This is a genomic window from Xanthomonas prunicola, from assembly GCF_002846205.1.
GTDB classification, from domain to species: domain Bacteria; phylum Pseudomonadota; class Gammaproteobacteria; order Xanthomonadales; family Xanthomonadaceae; genus Xanthomonas; species Xanthomonas prunicola.
Genome location: NZ_PHKV01000007.1, coordinates 14,699 through 31,377, shown reverse-complemented (window position 1 = coordinate 31,377; position 16,679 = coordinate 14,699). Strand labels below are relative to the sequence as shown.

At 65.7% G+C, this 16,679-nt stretch carries 11 protein-coding genes; 6 read left to right on the top strand and 5 right to left on the bottom strand.

Features of this window, described 5'->3' with window-relative positions; all coding sequences use genetic code 11:
- The first annotated feature begins 860 nt into the window (after positions 1–860).
- The 3 genes from XpruCFBP8353_RS17715 (at position 861) to XpruCFBP8353_RS17705 (ending at position 7,448) form a co-directional block, all read left to right on the top strand.
- Positions 861–4,859: a non-ribosomal peptide synthetase gene (locus tag XpruCFBP8353_RS17715; RefSeq protein WP_101364485.1), complete on the top strand. Its 3,999-nt coding sequence runs from the start codon at positions 861–863 to the stop codon at positions 4,857–4,859.
- Positions 4,852–6,183, top strand: a complete 1,332-nt coding sequence (locus tag XpruCFBP8353_RS17710; protein ID WP_101364393.1) for a glycosyltransferase — start codon at positions 4,852–4,854, stop codon at positions 6,181–6,183. Before XpruCFBP8353_RS17715 ends, XpruCFBP8353_RS17710 begins: the two co-directional genes overlap by 8 nt.
- Before the next feature lie 137 nt (positions 6,184–6,320).
- Positions 6,321–7,448, top strand: a complete 1,128-nt coding sequence (locus XpruCFBP8353_RS17705; RefSeq protein WP_101364392.1) for an acyltransferase family protein — start codon at positions 6,321–6,323, stop codon at positions 7,446–7,448.
- 170 nt (positions 7,449–7,618) lie between these two features.
- On the opposite strand, the gene XpruCFBP8353_RS17700 is transcribed toward XpruCFBP8353_RS17705, so the two are convergent.
- The 5 genes from XpruCFBP8353_RS17700 to radC form a co-directional block, all read right to left on the bottom strand.
- On the bottom strand, positions 7,619–8,374 hold the full coding sequence (locus XpruCFBP8353_RS17700; protein ID WP_101364391.1) for an SDR family NAD(P)-dependent oxidoreductase: 756 nt from the start codon (positions 8,372–8,374) through the stop codon (positions 7,619–7,621).
- A 39-nt stretch (positions 8,375–8,413) separates the two neighbouring features.
- The gene (locus XpruCFBP8353_RS17695; protein ID WP_101364390.1) at positions 8,414–8,947 is read right to left on the bottom strand and encodes a hypothetical protein; all 534 of its coding nucleotides are present in this window, start codon (positions 8,945–8,947) and stop codon (positions 8,414–8,416) included.
- 6 nt (positions 8,948–8,953) lie between these two features.
- Positions 8,954–9,835 (bottom strand): SPOR domain-containing protein, encoded by an 882-nt coding sequence (locus tag XpruCFBP8353_RS17690; protein ID WP_101364389.1) that lies wholly within the window; start codon positions 9,833–9,835, stop codon positions 8,954–8,956.
- Between the two features lie 180 nt (positions 9,836–10,015).
- On the bottom strand, positions 10,016–11,704 hold the full coding sequence (gene argS, locus XpruCFBP8353_RS17685) for an arginine--tRNA ligase (RefSeq protein ID WP_101364388.1): 1,689 nt from the start codon (positions 11,702–11,704) through the stop codon (positions 10,016–10,018).
- Between the two features lie 87 nt (positions 11,705–11,791).
- A complete protein-coding gene (gene radC, locus XpruCFBP8353_RS17680) occupies positions 11,792–12,469 on the bottom strand; it encodes a RadC family protein (protein WP_101364387.1) in 678 nt (225 codons plus the stop codon).
- A 96-nt stretch (positions 12,470–12,565) separates the two neighbouring features.
- Between radC and coaBC the strand changes: the two genes are divergently transcribed.
- Genes coaBC through XpruCFBP8353_RS23495 form a run of 3 tightly spaced genes read left to right on the top strand, consistent with a single transcriptional unit; the run spans position 12,566 to position 16,666 of the window.
- Positions 12,566–13,840 (top strand): bifunctional phosphopantothenoylcysteine decarboxylase/phosphopantothenate--cysteine ligase CoaBC, encoded by a 1,275-nt coding sequence (gene coaBC, locus XpruCFBP8353_RS17675; protein WP_101364386.1) that lies wholly within the window; start codon positions 12,566–12,568, stop codon positions 13,838–13,840.
- A complete protein-coding gene (dut, locus tag XpruCFBP8353_RS17670; protein WP_101364385.1) occupies positions 13,837–14,304 on the top strand; it encodes a dUTP diphosphatase in 468 nt (155 codons plus the stop codon). Before coaBC ends, dut begins: the two co-directional genes overlap by 4 nt.
- Before the next feature lie 13 nt (positions 14,305–14,317).
- Complete coding sequence (locus tag XpruCFBP8353_RS23495; protein ID WP_101364384.1) at positions 14,318–16,666, top strand: phosphomannomutase/phosphoglucomutase; 2,349 nt, start codon at positions 14,318–14,320, stop codon at positions 16,664–16,666.
- Positions 16,667–16,679: the final 13 nt, after the last annotated feature.

The window sequence follows — 16,679 nt, the reverse complement described above, 5'->3', positions numbered from 1 at the left end:
GTGCAGTGCGTGGCACAGCTGTCACGTGTCACTGCCGCGAATGCCGCTGGAACGTAGGGCAGCTGTATCGCCTGCCTGGCGGATGTGGGCCGCTCAGTCGTCACTGCGTGGTCCCGCCGTCGTGTCTTTCGGTCGACTGCGGTCTGGCTCGCTTCTGCCGATGGACGTCGTTGCATCGAAGAAACCCACCCGACCTTCGCCTTGCGATCGGTCTGCCTCACGTTCGGTCACGTGTTGTGTTGCACGTCGATGACACGCAGACGACGATTGCGTGATCGTGCTCGCTGATAAGCGCTGACACGTTGAAAGCGCATTTCTCTCATAAAGTGATTTCCCAATAACGCAATTCCAGCAACGTTTATTGGGAAATGGTCTTATTCAACGTGGCGTCGGATATACCGTTGCGTACGTGTATTTGCCTGGAAATCAGTGCTTATCGCCGACCAGGCCGCGTGCACGGCGTGGAGCCGACCTGCGCCAGATGCGGCGCCGAATTGGAGCGGATGTATGCATCCAGAACACCAGTTCAAATCACACTTCGGTAAAAAATATTTAGCTATCACGCGATTTTCGTGATTTTTGCACGGTTTCGGTCCCGCGCGAATTGTTAGTGTTCGTTTAACTTGTCGGGATACAAGTGCTCCAATTAGTTACCTGCACATCGTTGTTCGATTGTGCGAGTCGCTGTGCTGTGCGTCTTCATCGTGCGTTTCCATCGCGTATTGCCGGTCATTGCCGGTAGTCGGCGGTGTTTCTTACCCCCTCGTTTTCTTAAGCCAGGTGCTGATTCGGCGTCCATTGACCGCATGACGGTTGAGAGGTGTCGACGGACTGCGCGCCACACCAGAAGGATGCACGCCATGCACGCTGACGCCTCTCCCGTTTTTCCCCTGACCAAAGCGCAACGTGGCCTTTGGGTGGCCAACAAGTTGCACACCGACAACACCTTGATGTTGGCCGAAGTATTGGAAATGTTCGGCCCACTGAACCCGCAGGTGCTGATCCGCGCCAGCATGCAGCTGACGCACGAGTTCGATACGCTGAGACTCTGTATCGTCGAGCATGAAGGCGTGCCTTCGCAGGTGGTCCTGCCCGCTTACAACGGCACGATTCCGTACTTCGACGTCAGCTCGGACCCTGCTCCGCGTAACGCCGCCGAACATTGGATCGACGAAGAAATCCGCAAGCCGGAAGATCTACAGAACGGGCCGCTATGGCAGTGCGCAGTGTTCCGTCTTGGCGAAGATCATCATATATGGGTGCAATGCGTGAGCCATCTGGTGATGGACGGCTATTGCGCGTCGATCATGATGCAGCGCATGGCTGTGCTCTATAACGCCTATGTGGCTGACGTCGAGCCCGAGCCTGCGCAGTACGGCAGTGCACTGTCGCTGCTCGAAATGGAACAGCACTATCGCGACTCCGATCGGTTCCAGCGCGACCGAGAGTACTGGATGCAGCAGCTGGCCGATCTGCCGCCGCCGGCGACGCTGGCGCGGCCGGGTAATCATCTGTCCACCGGGTTGTTGCGTGGTACCGGGCAGTTCTCGCCGAAACAGGTGGTGCGTCTGCGCGCGCTGGGCAAGCAATACGGCGCCAGCCTGCCGCAGATGCTGATTTCGCTGATTGCGGCCTACTACTACCGCTGCACAGGCGCCGAGGATCTGGTGCTGGCGATGCCGGTGACCGGCCGCATCAATGCGCGCTATCGGCAGACCGCCGGCCTGGTGGCCAACGTGATTTCGCTGCGGCTGAAAATGGACCCGCAGCAGCCGATCCATACCTTGTTCGCGCAGGTGTCGTCGGTGGTCCGGCATGCCCTGCGCCATCAGCAATATCGCTTCGAGGACGTGCGCCGCGATCTGGGCATGTTCGGGATGGAGCAGAAGTTTGCGCGCCTGGCGGTGAACATCGAGGCCTTCGACTACACCTTGCGCTTCGGCGAGGCGTACGCGGTGCCGCACAACCTTTCCAATGGCCCGGCCGACGACCTGACCATCTTCTGCTACGAACGCGGCGATGGCTCTGCCCTGCGTTTCGATCTGGATGCCAACCCGGCCTTGTACGACAGCGAGGAGCTGGCCGAACACTGCCGCCGTCTGACCCATCTGGCCGATGCAGTGCTGGCCGATCCGGAATGCGCGCTTGGCCAGGTCGATGTACTCGGCGATAGCGAACGCCGGCGTTTGCTGCACGCCTGGAACAACACCGCAGCGCCGTTGCCGGAACCGGCCACGTTGTTGCACGGCATGCTGCAACGCGCCGAGTTGATGCCTGCGGCGGTGGTGGCGCAATACGACAACCGCACGCTTGATTACGCCACGCTGTGCGAGCTTGCCTCGCGCATCGCCGCGCAGTGGGTGGCCGATGGCGTAGGACCTGGCGATGTGGTCGCGGTGGCGTTGCCGCGCAGCGAACAATTGCTGGTGGCGTTGCTGGCAGTGATGTGGAGTGGTGCAGCGTATCTGCCGCTGGATCCGGAGAGCCCAGCCGCGCGCAATCGTCAGATGCTCAACGATTCCGGTGCCATCGGCCTGGTCTGCGAACCGGCACTGTGCGAGCGTTATCTGCTCGGCGGCATGGTCTGGCTGGATCCGCGCCCGGCCGTGTTGCCGGAGGCGATCGCACCGCTCGCCACGCCCGACGGCACCGCCTACGTGCTGTACACCTCCGGCTCCACCGGCGCGCCCAAGGGCGTGGAAATCAGCCATCGCAACCTGTTCAATTTCCTGCATGCGATGGAGCACGAGCTGGCATTGCGTCCACGCGATCGGGTGCTGGCAGTCACCACCATTACCTTCGATATCGCCGGGCTGGAGTTGTACCTGCCGTTGCTGGTGGGCGCACGTGTGGTCATCGCACCGGCCGGCATCAGCCACGATCCGCGCAGCCTGTCGCGCCTGATCGCGGACGAACAGATCAGCGTGGTGCAGGCCACGCCATCGCTGTGGCGCATCCTGCTGGCCAATGAGGATCTGGTGCTGGATCGCATCCACGCCTTGATCGGTGGCGAGGCATTGGTGCCGGAACTGGCCACGCAATTGCTGAGCCGGGTGGGCCGCCTGACCCAGTTGTATGGGCCGACCGAAACCACGATCTGGTCGACCATCATGCCGTTGCAGCTGACCGATGCCGCCGCACCGCCGATCGGCAGGCCGCTGCTCAATACGCGCGTCTATGTGCTCGATGCGCAGCGGCAACCGCTGCCGACCGGCGCAATCGGCGAGTTGTATATCGGCGGCGCGGGCGTGGCCAAGGGCTATCGCGGCAAGCGCCAGCTGACCAGCGAGCGTTTCATGCGCGACCCGTTCGCAGACGATGGCAGCAGCATGTACCGCACTGGCGACCGCGTGCGTCATCGTCCCGACGGCCTGCTGGAATTCATCGGGCGTGCCGATGCGCAGCTGAAGATCCGCGGACATCGGGTGGAGCCTGCCGAAATCGAAAGCGCCTTGCTGCTGCATTCGCAGGTGGCGCAGGCGGTCGTGGTGGGCCACAGCGATGGCGATCATGCTGTGCAACTGCTGGCCTATGTGGTGGGCAAGCATGGCAACACGCCATCGGTCGAGCTGCTGCGCGCGCATCTGCAGCAGCGCCTGCCAGCATCGATGATTCCTACCCTGTGGGTGCCGCTGGAAGCGTTGCCGTTGACCCCCAACGGTAAGCTGGATCGGCGTGCATTGCCGGCGCCCGGCGCATTGCCGCAACGCGCGCACCTGGCGCCGCGCGATGCGCTTGAACGCCAGTTGGCAACGATGCTGCAGGAGGTGCTGGGCATCGAAGTGGTGGGCGTTGACGACAACTTCTTCGAGCTCGGTGGCGATTCGCTGCGTGCGGCGGAAATGGCCGCGCGTTTCCCACAGATGTTTGGTGTGGAACTGCCACTAGGCACGTTGTTCCATGCGCCGACGATCGCCGGCCTGGCCGAGGTGATCAAGCGCAGCGCACACACGCCCAATGACCCGCTGAGCGTGCTGCTGCCGCTGCGTGCAGGCACGGCCGGCACCACGCCGCTGTTCTGCATCCACCCGGTCATCGGCCTGGGCTGGTCGTATCTCACCTTGCTCGGCCAGCTGGATCCGCACTGGCCGGTGTATGCCTTGCAATCGCCGGCCTTGAGCGACCCGGAGCATCGCCCGGAAAGTATCGAGGCGATCGCCCGCGATTACTTGGCGCGTATGCGCACGGTGCAGCCGCATGGACCGTATCGGCTGATTGGCTGGTCGTTGGGCGGTCTGATTGCGCATGCCATCACTGCCGAGTTGCATGCACTCGGCGAAGAGGTCCAGTTGCTGGCAATGCTGGACAGCTATCCGCATCTGGAACGGGCCGCCTTGCTGCCGGAGGCTGACAATGTGCGCGCCTCGGTACACGCATTGGGGCTGACCCTGGCGCCGAACCAACCGATGCCGACCACGGTCGCCGAGCTTGCCAGCGTGTTGTGCGATCACTACGGGCTGACCGAGTTGCCTGCAGTGCGCCAGTTGCTCGAGCAACGTCCCACCTTGCTGGACGATCTGGGCGGGCTCACCCAGCATCATCTGCACCTGGCGCGGCGTCATCGGCCCAAGCAGCTGGACCAGGATGTGGTGTTTGTCGAAGCGAGCGTGCGCATGAGCTCCGGCGGCGACGATGCACTGTGGGTGGATTACCGTCCCCAGGCGTGGCACCCGTACGTGCGCAACTTGCAACTGCATGTTCTAGACAGTGACCACCATTCGATGCTCTCGTCGACGCATTCGGCTGCGCTCAGCACATTGCTGCACTCTGCCACCGCAGAGGCTGCGCGGACTGCGCGGGCTGTAGAGCATGCCGGCCGTAGTGCGGTCGCCAGCGACGGAGTGACCGAATATGCCTGAGTCCAGCGCCGATTCGGCAGGCCAGCGCCCGGTGGTGATCGCCACCCTTGGCACGCATGGGGACGTGCGCCCGATCATTGCGCTGGCCCTTGGCCTGCAGCAGCGCGGTTACCCGGTGCGGGTGCTGACCAGTGCGAACTTCGAGACGTTGATCCGTGCCAACGGCCTGGCATTCTTCCCGCTCAGCGGCGATCTCCAGCAGCTGTTGAAAGACCATCCGGACGTTGCCGAGATGCGCGGTGCTTCTGGCATCTTGCGCAAGAAGTTGCTGGAGTGGGCGCGCGATTGGCCCGCGCAGGGCCGCGCGGCGTGTGTCGATGCCGGCTTGATCCTGGGCGTGGGCAGTGCCAGTTTCCTCGTACATAGTCTGGGCGAGGCGTATGGCGTGCCGGTGGCGTTTGCGCAGTTGCAGCCGCTCACCGAGTCGCGCCACCTGCCGTTGATGCTGACGCCCAACCTGCGTCTGCCTGGAAGGGTCAGCGTGGCACTGCATCGCCTGATGCGCTTTGTCGGCTGGCAGCTGATGCGGCCGGCCTTCAACGACATCGTGCGTCCGGCATTGGGGCTGCCGGGGTATCCGTGGGTCGGTCCGGATCGCAGCGCGCTACGCGTGATCTACGGCTATAGCGCGCATGTGTGCCCGCGCCCGCCAGACTGGCCGGAAGGCGCACAGGTGTGCGGCTTCTGGCAGCTGCCACCGTCGCAGTGGCAACCGCCGGCCGCGCTGCAGGCGTTTTTGCAAGCCGGGCCGCCGCCGCTGTATATCGGCTTCGGCAGCATGACCAGCAGCGCCGTCGCGCAGCTCACTGCCACGGTCAAGGCAGCAGTGCGACTGACCGGGCAGCGCGCGTTGCTGGCCAGCGGCTGGGGCGGTCTGGGGGCCGGGGACGCCGCTGCCGCTGATGACGCCGAGCGCTTCTTCCATCTGGAACAGGCACCGCACGATTGGCTGTTCCCGCGCGTGTCGGTGGCAGTGCATCACGGCGGCGCCGGCACCAGCGGTGCCGCGTTGGCGGCGGGGATTCCCTCGGTGGTGCTGCCCTTTGGTTACGACCAGCCGTTCTGGGCGTATTGCCTGGCCCAGCGCGGCGTTGCGCCGCCAGCGCTCGCGCGTGCCGGATTGCAGCCGCAAACCCTGGCCGCTGCGATCCAGCAGGCGAGTACGCCGGCCATGCGTGCGGCCGCGCACGCACTCGGTCAACGGATTCGCGAGGAAGACGGCGTGCGCAATGCGGTCGATCAGCTGGAAGCCTGGCAACTGCTTCGACCGACGGCAGTGACGCCCGCAGCGACGGCACGGACCGCGCAGCACGCCATCGCATAAGCGTGGCGACGCTGCGCATCCAACGCAGCGTTTGATACGCGCACTGCAGCGTGGTGCGGCAGTGCGTCGTTGGCAGCGACGCACTGCGCGCTGCCGGCATGCGGCACAATCGGGCTCCCTCGGTTGATCTCGCCCGTATGCGCTATCCCGCTCTGGACCTGTTGCGTGGCATCGCCATCGTCTGGGTGATGCTGTTCCATTCGTTTGTGGTCGGCGGGCTGGGGCCGGACTGGGAGTGGCTGTCGCGCTACGGCTGGATGGGGGTGGACCTGTTCTTCGTGCTGAGCGGCTTCCTGATCGGCACCCAAGTGCTGACCCCGCTGTCGCGCGGCAAGCCGCTGGACTTCACCGATTTCTACCTGCGCCGCGCGTTCCGCATCCTGCCGGCGTTTTTGGTGGTGTTGGCGATCTACATGGTGTGGCCCGGTTTCCGCGAGTCGCCGGGGCTGGCGCCATGGTGGATGTTCGTCACCTTCACCCTGAATCTGTTCGTCGATTACGGCCAGCAGGCCGCGTTCTCGCACGCGTGGTCGCTATGTGTGGAAGAGCATTTTTATCTGGTGTTTCCGTTGCTGGCGACGTTGTTGTTGCGGCGTCCATCGGCCGGGCGCGTGGTCGCGGCGTGCGTGGCGGTGGTGCTCGCCGGTATCGCATTGCGCACGAGCGTGTGGCTGCACAACACGGCGCTGGATCAGATCGTCGGCGGCCAGCAGCGCAACTGGTTTGTCGAAGATATCTATTACCCCACCTGGAACCGACTGGACGGCTTGCTGGCCGGAGTCGTCCTGGCAATGTTGAACGTCTTTCGCCCGCAGGCATGGCAGCGGTTGCAGCAGCGCGGCAACACGTGGGCGCTGGCCGGCGTGGCCGTACTGGTGCTGGCCATGTGGTTGTTTCGCGAACGCACCGGTCTGCTCGGCAACGCAGTGGGCTGGCCGGTCCTTTCGCTGGGACTGGCGTTGTTGGTCGTGGCAGGCACCGCGACCGACAGCGCACTTGGCCGTCTACGCGTGCCGGGCGCCGCCTGGTTGGCCGCTGTTTCCTATAGCGTATATCTGACGCACAAGGCGATGTTCCATGTGACCCAGGGCTGGTTTGGCGCCTCGCTGGATGGCAAAGGCGTGCTGGCATTTGCGGTGTATGGCGCGGTGGCGCTGGTGGCAGGCGCATTGCTGCATTACGCGGTGGAACGCCCGTTCCTGCAGTTGCGTGGCGTTCTGCTACGGCGACGTGCAGCTGTGCGCAGCGATGCCGAGCTGGCGTGAGCGATCTGCAGTTCATCCAACGCACGGGCGGGAGTTGAAACGAAAAGCCGCGCACTGCGCGGCTTTTCGATGCTCCGTTGGATGCAACGGAGGGCTTACGCAGCGCAGTGCACCACGTCTCTAGCACGCTGCGCGCTTGCAACTTCCAGCTGCTTCTCAGGCGCGATGTTTCACTGCGCGTCGCGTGCCACCTGAAACCCGGCGAACGACTGCGTGACCGGCATGATTTCCAAACGGTTGATGTTCAAGTGCGCCGGTAGGCTGGCGACGTAGAAGATCTGTTCGGCGATATCGTCTGCCGTCATCGGGGTGGCGCCGCGGTACAGCGTGTCCGAGGCGGCCTGGTTGCCGCCGGTGCGCACCAACGTAAATTCGGTCTCGGCCATGCCGGGTTCGATCGAAGTCACGCGCACGCCGGTGCCATGCAGGTCCGCGCGCAGGCCCAGCGAAAACTGTTGCACGAAGGCCTTGGTGCCGCCGTAGACGTTGCCGCCGGTGTACGGGTAGGTCGCCGCGACCGAGGCAATGTTGATGATGGCACCGCGGCGCGCGATCAATGCCGGCAGCAGGCGATGGGTGAGCATGACCAGCGCGGTGACATTGGTGTCGATCATCTGCTGCCACTGCGCCAGGTCCGCCTGCTGCGCGGGCGCGGTGCCCAGCGCCAGGCCGGCGTTGTTGACCAGCACGTCGATGTCGGCGAATGCGACCGGCAGTGCGTCGATCGCGGCCGACAAGGCGTGCGCATCGCGCATGTCGAACGCGGCGGTATGCACCTGCCCGGCCGGCAGTTCAGCGGCCAGCGCCTGCAGGCGCTCGGCGCGCCGACCGGTGGCGATGACCTTCCAGCCAGCTGCGGCGAAGCGGCGCACGGCGGCGCTGCCGAAACCGGAGGTGGCACCAGTGATCAGGACGGTCTTGGACATGGGGGACTCCAGGGGACAGGGGAATTCGTAGAACCAGATTCAGGGAACAGGTCGCGGGCTGACCGTTGCGTTGCGCCGCGCACGCAGTTTCTCTTCGGTCAAGGTCTCGCGCGAGACGACTTGGCCACGGCGCAGCCGCAGCAACACATATGTGATCGATGCGTGCGCCGCAGTCGTCGCCGTGGCGGGCAGCTCGACGATCAATTCGCCATCCACCCAGACAGCGGGCACTGGCGCTGGTTGGCCGGGGAACAGCACATCCAGTGGCAGGGTGGGCGGCGCATTGTTGCAGGCACCCAGGACCACGCGATCGAGCAACAACTGTTGCCCGTCCAGCCGCCAGTCGGCGCGATAACCGCGCCAGTTGGCGCTGCAGTTGCCCAGCGCGCTGCCGGCGTGCGCCACGAAGCGCTTCCAGGTGGCTGGGTCGTCCAGCGGCCCCGACAACGGCTCGGCCAGCAGCGTCGCCTGCTGGTCGTCGATCTGGATAATGTCGGGAAGCTGATCGGTGGCATGCGCCGGGCCGGCCCACGCCAGCACACTCAGCAACACACCAGCGATGCGCCGTATCACGCGCGTTTACTGCGCCTTGATCGCGATGGCGGACAGGCCACTGCCGGTGAGTTTTTGCTTGGCTTCAGCCAGTTCGCTGGCGCTGCCGTAGGGGCCCATGCGCACGCGGTAGACCGTCTTGCCGCTGATGTCGGCCGATTCCACGCGTGCGGCCAACCCCATCATCGCCAGCTTGGCCTTGGTCGATTCGGCATCGCCCGAGGCGCCGAACGAGCCAGCCTGAAGGATGTAGCGGGTGTTGTCGGCAACCGCCGGGGCAGCCGTCGTCGCTGCCGCAGCGGCGGCGGTTGCGGTGGGCTTGGGTGCAGCGGCGGCCGGCGCTGTGAGCGCGGCGGTACTGGCCGGGGCCGGGGTGGCGGCCGGACGTGCAGGCGCGGTTTCAGGCAGCGGCTTGGGTGCGCTGGCGGTGGTTTCCTTCAACGGCATCGGTACGCTGGCGGCCGGTGTAGCGGCCGCAACGCTGGCGCCGGGTGCAGGCGCAACCGGCTTGCCTTCCAGCGCCGCCCGCGCCCGCGCGGCTTCTTCGGCGCGCGCGCTGGCAGCCAGTTCGGCATCGGACATCTGCACTTCCTTGCCGGGCAGCAAGGTGTAGAAGTCGTACTGGGTCTGCGCATCGCCGGGCTTGGCCTGCGGCTTGGGCGGCTGCACGCTGGGCTTGGGCAATTCGGCCGGCGTGTCCACGTCGGCATCGGCCACCGGCTCGGGCTGCGCATCCGGGTTGGCACGCGGGCCCACGCGCAGGAAGCCGTCGCCGTCCTTTTTGAACAGGTTGGGTGCGGCCAGGAAGATCACTGCCGCAATCGCGGCGCCAGCCACCAGCCACACCCAACCGGGGGTGCCATTGCTGGTGTTGCGTCGGGCCTGACTCTTACCGCGTCGTGCTGCCATCTACCACTTCTCCGAATCATGTCGTTGCGGGCCAGCTGGCCCGACTTGCTGAGGCAATGAACGCTGCGGCGCTCATTGCCCGGTGAGCGCCATCGGCGCCCGAGGTTGCAGGCCGGCGTTGACCGCGGTGCCATGCGCCGCGCCAGCTGCCTGCGATGGCGTCCGACAGCTACCGCCCGATTACATCTTTTCCGGAGCGCTGACGCCGAGCAGTTCCAGGCCATTGGCCAGCACCTGTTGGGTGGCGACCGCCAGCGTGAGCTTGGCATCGCGCTCGGCGGCATCGTCCACCAGGACTTTGCTGTTGTGATACCACGTGTGGAATGCGTGCGCCAATTCACGCAGGTATTGGGCGATCTGGTACGGCTCCAGCGTTTGGCCGGCGATTTCCACCACTTCCGTATAGCGCGACAGCTCCAGCATCACGTTGAGCGAGTGCTCGTCGTCCAGCCGAGCGAGCTGGGCAAGACCGTTGGCCTGCTCGTACTTGAAGCCTTTTTCCTGCGCCTGGCGCAGCACGCTGCACACCCGTGCATGCGCGTACTGCACGTAGAACACCGGGTTGTCGTTGCTCTGCGCGCGCGCCAGGTCGATATCGAAAGTGAGCTGCGAATCGGGCTTGCGCGCGATCAGGAACCAGCGCACCGCATCGGCGCTGGTTTCTTCGATGAGGTCGCGCAGGGTGACGTAGCTGCCGGCACGCTTGGACAGTTTCACTTCCTCGCCGCCGCGCATCACCGTGACCATCTGGTGCAGCACGTATTCCGGCCAGCCCTGCGGGATACCCAGCTCCATCGCCTGCAGGCCGGCACGCACGCGCGTCAGCGAGCCGTGGTGGTCGGCGCCCAGTTCGGTGATGGCGCGCTCGTAGCCGCGCTGCCACTTGGTCAGGTGATAGGCCACGTCCGGCACGAAGTAGGTATAGGTGCCGTCGGACTTGCGCATGACACGGTCCTTGTCGTCGCCGAAGTCGGTGGACTTCAGCCACAACGCACCGCCTTCCTCGTAGGTGTGGCCGGACGCGATCAGCTTCTGCACCGCTTCTTCGACCTTGCCGTCCTTGTACAGCGAGCTTTCCAGGAAATAGATATCGAAGTCGACGCGGAACGCGGCCAGGTCGTGGTTCTGCTCGTTGCGCAGATACGCCACCGCAAAGCGGCGGATCGATTCGAGATCGGCCGGGTCCTTGGTGCCCGAGACCAGGTGGCCTTCCAGGTCGACGGTATCGCCGGCCAGATAGGCCGCGGCCACATCGGCGATGTAGTCGCCGCGGTAGCCGTTCTCCGGCCAGCCCTCGCTGTCGGGGGTGAGCCCCTGCGCGCGTGCCTGCACCGACAGCGCCAGGTTCTCGATCTGCACGCCGGCATCGTTGTAATAGAACTCGCGCTTGACGTTCCAGCCGTTGGCATCGAGCACGCGCGCCAGGCTGTCGCCGATCGCCGCAGCGCGGCCGTGGCCGACATGCAGCGGGCCGGTGGGATTGGCCGAGACGTATTCCACGCCGACCGAGCGGCCGTTGCCGGCCAGACCGCGACCGTAGTCGTTGCCCTGCTTGATCACGTGGGCCACCTCGCGCTGATACGCGGTGGGCGCCAGATGGAAATTGATGAAGCCGGGCCCGGCGATCTCCACCTTGGCCACGTCCTCACTGGCCGGCAATGCGGCCACCAGCGCCTGCGCCAGGGCGCGCGGATTGCTGCGCGCGGGTTTGGCCAGCAGCATTGCGGCGTTGGTGGCGAAGTCGCCGTGCTCGCGTGTCTTGGGTCGCTCGACCACAAAATCCGGCGGCAGGGTGTCGGCGGGCAGGGTGCCGTTGGCGCGCAAGGCTTCGATGCCTTGGCCGATCAGTGCGCGGAGTAGGGCTTTCACGTGGGATCTGCTTGGAACCAAACCAGCGATTTTACCCGACCGCGCGGCACACGGTCCGGCAGATGGTTCAGGTCGGCGCACCACTGCTCATTCCAGCCAGCCGCGCTCGGCTAACGACACCGGCCGGCCATCGCCGATGACGAAATGGTCCAGCAGACGGATGTCGACCAGCTCCAGGCTCTCCAGCAGCCGTTTGGTGACTGCGCGGTCGGCCTCGGACGGCTCCGGATTGCCGGACGGATGGTTGTGTCCGACGATCACCGCCGCTGCGTTGTGCAGTAGCGCCCGTCGCACCACTTCGCGCGGGTGGATGTCGGCGCCGTCGATGGTGCCGGTGAACAGTTCCTCGAACGCGATGGCGCGGTGGCGGTTGTCCAGGAACAGCGCCGCGAACACTTCGTAGGCCCGCGCGCGCAGCCGCTGCGAGAAGTAGCGGCCGACGCTGGGCGGGTCGCTGAGCGCCTCGCCGCGCTCCAGCGCGCTCATCAGGTGGCGGTGGGCCAATTCCAGCGCCGCGGCGAGCTTGCAAGCCGAGGCCGGGCCCAGCCCCGGCAGGCGGGCCAGCGTCTTGGCCGGGCGGTCCAGCAGCAGGCGCAGTGGGCCGTGCTGGTGCAACAGGTCGCGCGCGGTTTGTACTGCGTCCTGGCCGCGCAGGCCGGAGCCGACGAAGATCGCCAGCAGCTCGGCATCGGACAAGGCAGTGGCCCCACGCGCCAGAAGTTTCTCGCGCGGGCGTTCATTCGTGGGCCAGTCGTGTATGTGCATATGGCGAGATTGCCGGTGCTCATCGCTCACGCCTATCAGGCCGGACGGGGGCATCGGCTAATCTAGTTGTCCTTGTAACCGTAGGACGACTCCGACGTGATCGGCTCCACTCAGGCCCGCCCCCTGGACGGACAGCGTTTGCTGCTGTGCGTTGGCGGAGGCATTGCCGCTTACAAATCGCTCGAACTGGTCCGTCGCCTGCGCGACGCCGGTGCGCAGGTGCAGGTCGCCATGACCAGCGGCGCGCAGCAATTCGTCACCCCGCTCAGCTTCCAGGCACTGTCCGGGCAACCCACCCGTACCACGCTGTGGGACAGCGCCGCCGAGCAGGCGATGGGCCATATCGAACTGGCGCGCTGGGCCGATCGGGTGATCGTCGCCCCGGCCACCGCCGACCTGCTGGCGCGTCTGGCGCACGGCCTGGCCGACGATCTGGTCACCACGCTGTGCCTGGCCACGACCGCGCCGCTGATCGTAGCCCCAGCGATGAACCACCGTATGTGGCTGCATCCGGCCACCCAGGCCAACATCGCCACCTTGCGCACGCGCGGAGTGACGGTGGTGGGCCCGGACGACGGCCCGCTGGCCGAAGGCGAATCCGGCCCCGGGCGGCTGGCCGAGCCGGCGGCGATCATTGCCGCGCTGGTTGGCGGCGGTGCTGTCGCAAACGCTGCACCGGCCGCTGCCAAAAGCACCGCTGCGCCGGTGTTCGTGCCCAGCAGCGCGCAGCTGGAGGGCCTGCGCATCGTGATCAGCGCCGGCCCCACCTTCGAAGACCTGGACCCGGTGCGCTACGTCGGCAACCGCAGCAGCGGCAAGATGGGCTACGCCCTGGCCGCCGCAGCTGCCAGGCAGGGCGCCGATGTGGCGCTGATCAGCGGGCCGGTACACCAGACCACGCCACCCGGCGTGCAGCGCATTGATGTGCGCTCGGCCGCGCAGATGCGTGAGGCGGTGCTGGGTGCATTCCCGGCCGACATCTACATCGGCGCCGCTGCCGTGGCCGACTACACCCCCAAGCGGGTGGTGTCGCAGAAGATCAAGAAGACAGGCGAAACGCTGACGTTGGAACTGGTGCGCACCCCGGACATTCTGTCCGAGGTTGCCGCGCAGACCGGCGCATTGAAACTGGTGGTCGGTTTTGCTGCCGAAACGCACGACGTGGAGCATTACGCGCGTAGCAAGCTGGCGGCCAAGCGGCTGGATCTGATCATCGCCAACCAGGTGGGGATCGAAGGCGGCGGCTTCGAAAGTGACAACAACGCGGCCACTGCCTATTGGCAGGGCGGTGAACGCGCGTTTCCCAGTAGCAGCAAGACCGAATTGGCCGACCAACTGCTGGCCCTGATTGCGGAGAGATTGCAGGCATGAGCACCCCGACCCAGTCCTTGCAGGTGAAGTTGCTCGACCCGCGCTTCGGCGATCTGTGGCCGCTGCCGGCCTATGCCACCGAATCCAGCGCAGGCATGGATCTGCGTGCCGCGCTGGAAGCGCCGATGACGCTGCAGCCGGGCGATGCGGCCCTGATCCCCAGCGGTATCGCGATCCATCTATCCGATCCGCAGCTGTGCGCGGTGATCCTGCCGCGCTCGGGGCTGGGTCATCGCCACGGCATCGTGCTCGGCAACGGTACCGGCCTCATCGATGCGGATTACCAGGGGCCGCTGCTGATCAGCACCTGGAATCGCGGTCGAGAGGCCTTCACCATCGAGCCGGGCGACCGCATCGCGCAGCTGGTGATCCTGCCGATCGTGCGCGTGGGCTTGCAAGTGGTGGATACTTTCGTGGACAGCGCGCGGGGAGCGGGTGGATTCGGCCACACCGGCGTGCGCTGACGGGGGAAATCACATGAGCAAGGCGAACGAGCGCAGGCAGTCGATGTCGAGCGTGCGTACGAGTGGTCCGGTGTTGGGGGGCGTATTGCTGCTGCTGGCCGCGTGGTTCGGCTGGAACAGTTATGCGCAGTGGCGCCAAGACGCGGTGGCGCAGGACCTGGAGCAGGCGCGCGACCGCGCAGTGCAGGACGTCGGCCAGGCGATGGCCACGCAGGCCAGTCAGCTCGACGCCGTGCTCAAGCAGCCGCCGGTCGTCGCTGCGCTGGCCGGCGGCGACGCGCTGGCGGCCGCCTCAGCGATCCGCGAGCGCTTCAAGGGCACCGAGGATGTGCAGCTGTTGCCTGGAGACCTTGCCGCGGCCTATGCCAACCCGAAGGATTTCGGTTACGCGCGTCTGAGCCTGCTCGAATCGGCGCAGGTGGCCGACCATGCGCAGGTCCGCGTGGTGCGCGACGCCAAACAGGTTCGTTTGGGCGTGGCTGCCGCAGTGCGCCTGGGCGGGCAGCCGGCGGTGGCGTATGCACGCTTGCCGCTATTGCGCCTGACCGGCCCGATGGACGCGATTGCGGTGCCCGGCAGCGCCTATCTGGCACTGCGTCAGGGCAGCTACAACGTGGCCCAGCAGGGGGATGCCGGTTTGTCCGATGCGGCCGAAACGCTGGCCAAACCGCTCGGTACCAGCGGCCTGCGCGTGGCCGCAGCGGTGCCGCAAGGCGGTAGCGGCCCATTGGGACTGGGTGCCGTCGGTTGCGCCATTGTCGCGGCGTTGCTGCTACTCATTGCGGTGCTGCTGGTGCTGGCCAGCCGGGGGCAGGTGGCCTTGCCACGACGCCGGGTTGCCAGCCTATCCAGCGCCGACGAACCCACCTTCAGTCAGAGCCTGCAGCACGACGCCAGTATTGCCAGTGAAGCGCGCGCGCTGGACGCCGACACCTCGCCCGCAGCGCCGCCGGTGTTGGTGCCGGCGGTGCAGATCGCCACCGAGATGTTCCGCGCCTACGACATCCGCGGCGTGGTCGGCAAAGACCTCAACCCCGGCGTTGCCGCCTTGATCGGCCAGGCCATCGGCAGTGTGATGCAGGCGCAGGGCCTGCGCGATGTGGTGGTCGGCCGCGACGGCCGGCTGTCCGGGCCGGAGTTGACGAATGGCCTGATCGAAGGCCTTCGCCGCGCTGGCTGCAATGTCACCGACATCGGCTTGGCGCCGACACCGGTGGTGTACTTCGGCGCCTACGAGCTGCGCGCCGGCAGCTGCGTGGCGGTGACTGGCAGCCACAATCCGCCGGACTACAACGGCTTCAAGATCGTGGTTGGTGGCGAGACGTTGTCCGGCGACGCCATTGCCGAATTGCACCAGCGCATCAACGAAGGCCGCCTGCATATCGCCGGCACGCCCGGCGAGCTGGAGCAGCGCGACCTCAGCGATGCTTACATCCAGCGCATTGCCGACGACGTGCAGCTTGATCGACCGATCAAGGTGGTGGTGGACGCCGGCAACGGCGTGGCCGGCGAGATCGCGCCGCGCCTGCTGGAAGCGATCGGCGCCGAAGTGGTGCCGTTGTATTGCGATATCGACGGCACTTTTCCCAACCATCACCCCGACCCGAGCGAACCGCACAACCTCGACGATCTGGTGAGGATGGTGCAACGCTTCGATGCAGATATCGGCGTAGCTTTCGATGGCGACGCCGATCGCCTGGGCGTGGTGACCAAGGAAGGCACGGTGGTGTTCCCCGACCGCCTGCTGATGCTGTTTGCCGCCGATGTGCTGCAGCGCAATCCCGGCGCGTTGGTCATCTATGACGTGAAGTGCACTGGCAAGCTGTCCGACTACGTGTTGCGCAATGGCGGCAGCCCGTTGATGTGGAAGACCGGACATTCGCTGATCAAGTCCAAAATGCGCGAGACCGACGCCGAACTGGCCGGCGAGATGAGCGGGCACTTCTTCTTCAAGGAACGCTGGTACGGCTTCGATGACGGTATCTACGCGGCCGCACGCTTGCTGGAAATTCTCGCCCAGCGCGAGGAGACCCCGTCCGAGGTGTTGGACGCCTTGCCCGAAAGTGTCTCCACGCCGGAGATCAAGGTGCCGGTGGAGGGCGATGCGCATGCGCTGGTTGCGCGTTTTGTCGAGCGTGCGCAGACCGGCGAAGAATCGCCGTTCGAATCGGCACGGCTGTCGACCATTGATGGCCTGAGGGCGGATTTCATCGACGGCTGGGGCCTGGTACGCGCGTCCAACACCACGCCGATCCTGGTGCTTCGTTTCGAAGCCGATAGCGAGGCCGCATTGCAGCGGATTCGCACGCTGTTCCGCGAAGAACTGCAGGCGTTATTGCCTGCGCACCCCTTGGCGTTCTGATTGCCAGATGAGG

Bases quoted from the DNA above. Each gene is read 5' to 3' on its own strand.
- dut (WP_101364385.1), top strand. From the start codon at position 13,837: ATGAGCACCCCGACCCAGTCCTTGCAGGTGAAGTTGCTCGACCCGCGC.
- XpruCFBP8353_RS17700 (WP_101364391.1), bottom strand. From the start codon at position 8,374: ATGTCCAAGACCGTCCTGATCACTGGTGCCACCTCCGGTTTCGGCAGC.
- XpruCFBP8353_RS23495 (WP_101364384.1), top strand. From the start codon at position 14,318: ATGAGCAAGGCGAACGAGCGCAGGCAGTCGATGTCGAGCGTGCGTACG.
- radC (WP_101364387.1), bottom strand. From the start codon at position 12,469: ATGCACATACACGACTGGCCCACGAATGAACGCCCGCGCGAGAAACTT.
- XpruCFBP8353_RS17715 (WP_101364485.1), top strand. From the start codon at position 861: ATGCACGCTGACGCCTCTCCCGTTTTTCCCCTGACCAAAGCGCAACGT.
- XpruCFBP8353_RS17705 (WP_101364392.1), top strand. From the start codon at position 6,321: ATGCGCTATCCCGCTCTGGACCTGTTGCGTGGCATCGCCATCGTCTGG.
- XpruCFBP8353_RS17690 (WP_101364389.1), bottom strand. From the start codon at position 9,835: ATGGCAGCACGACGCGGTAAGAGTCAGGCCCGACGCAACACCAGCAAT.
- XpruCFBP8353_RS17710 (WP_101364393.1), top strand. From the start codon at position 4,852: ATGCCTGAGTCCAGCGCCGATTCGGCAGGCCAGCGCCCGGTGGTGATC.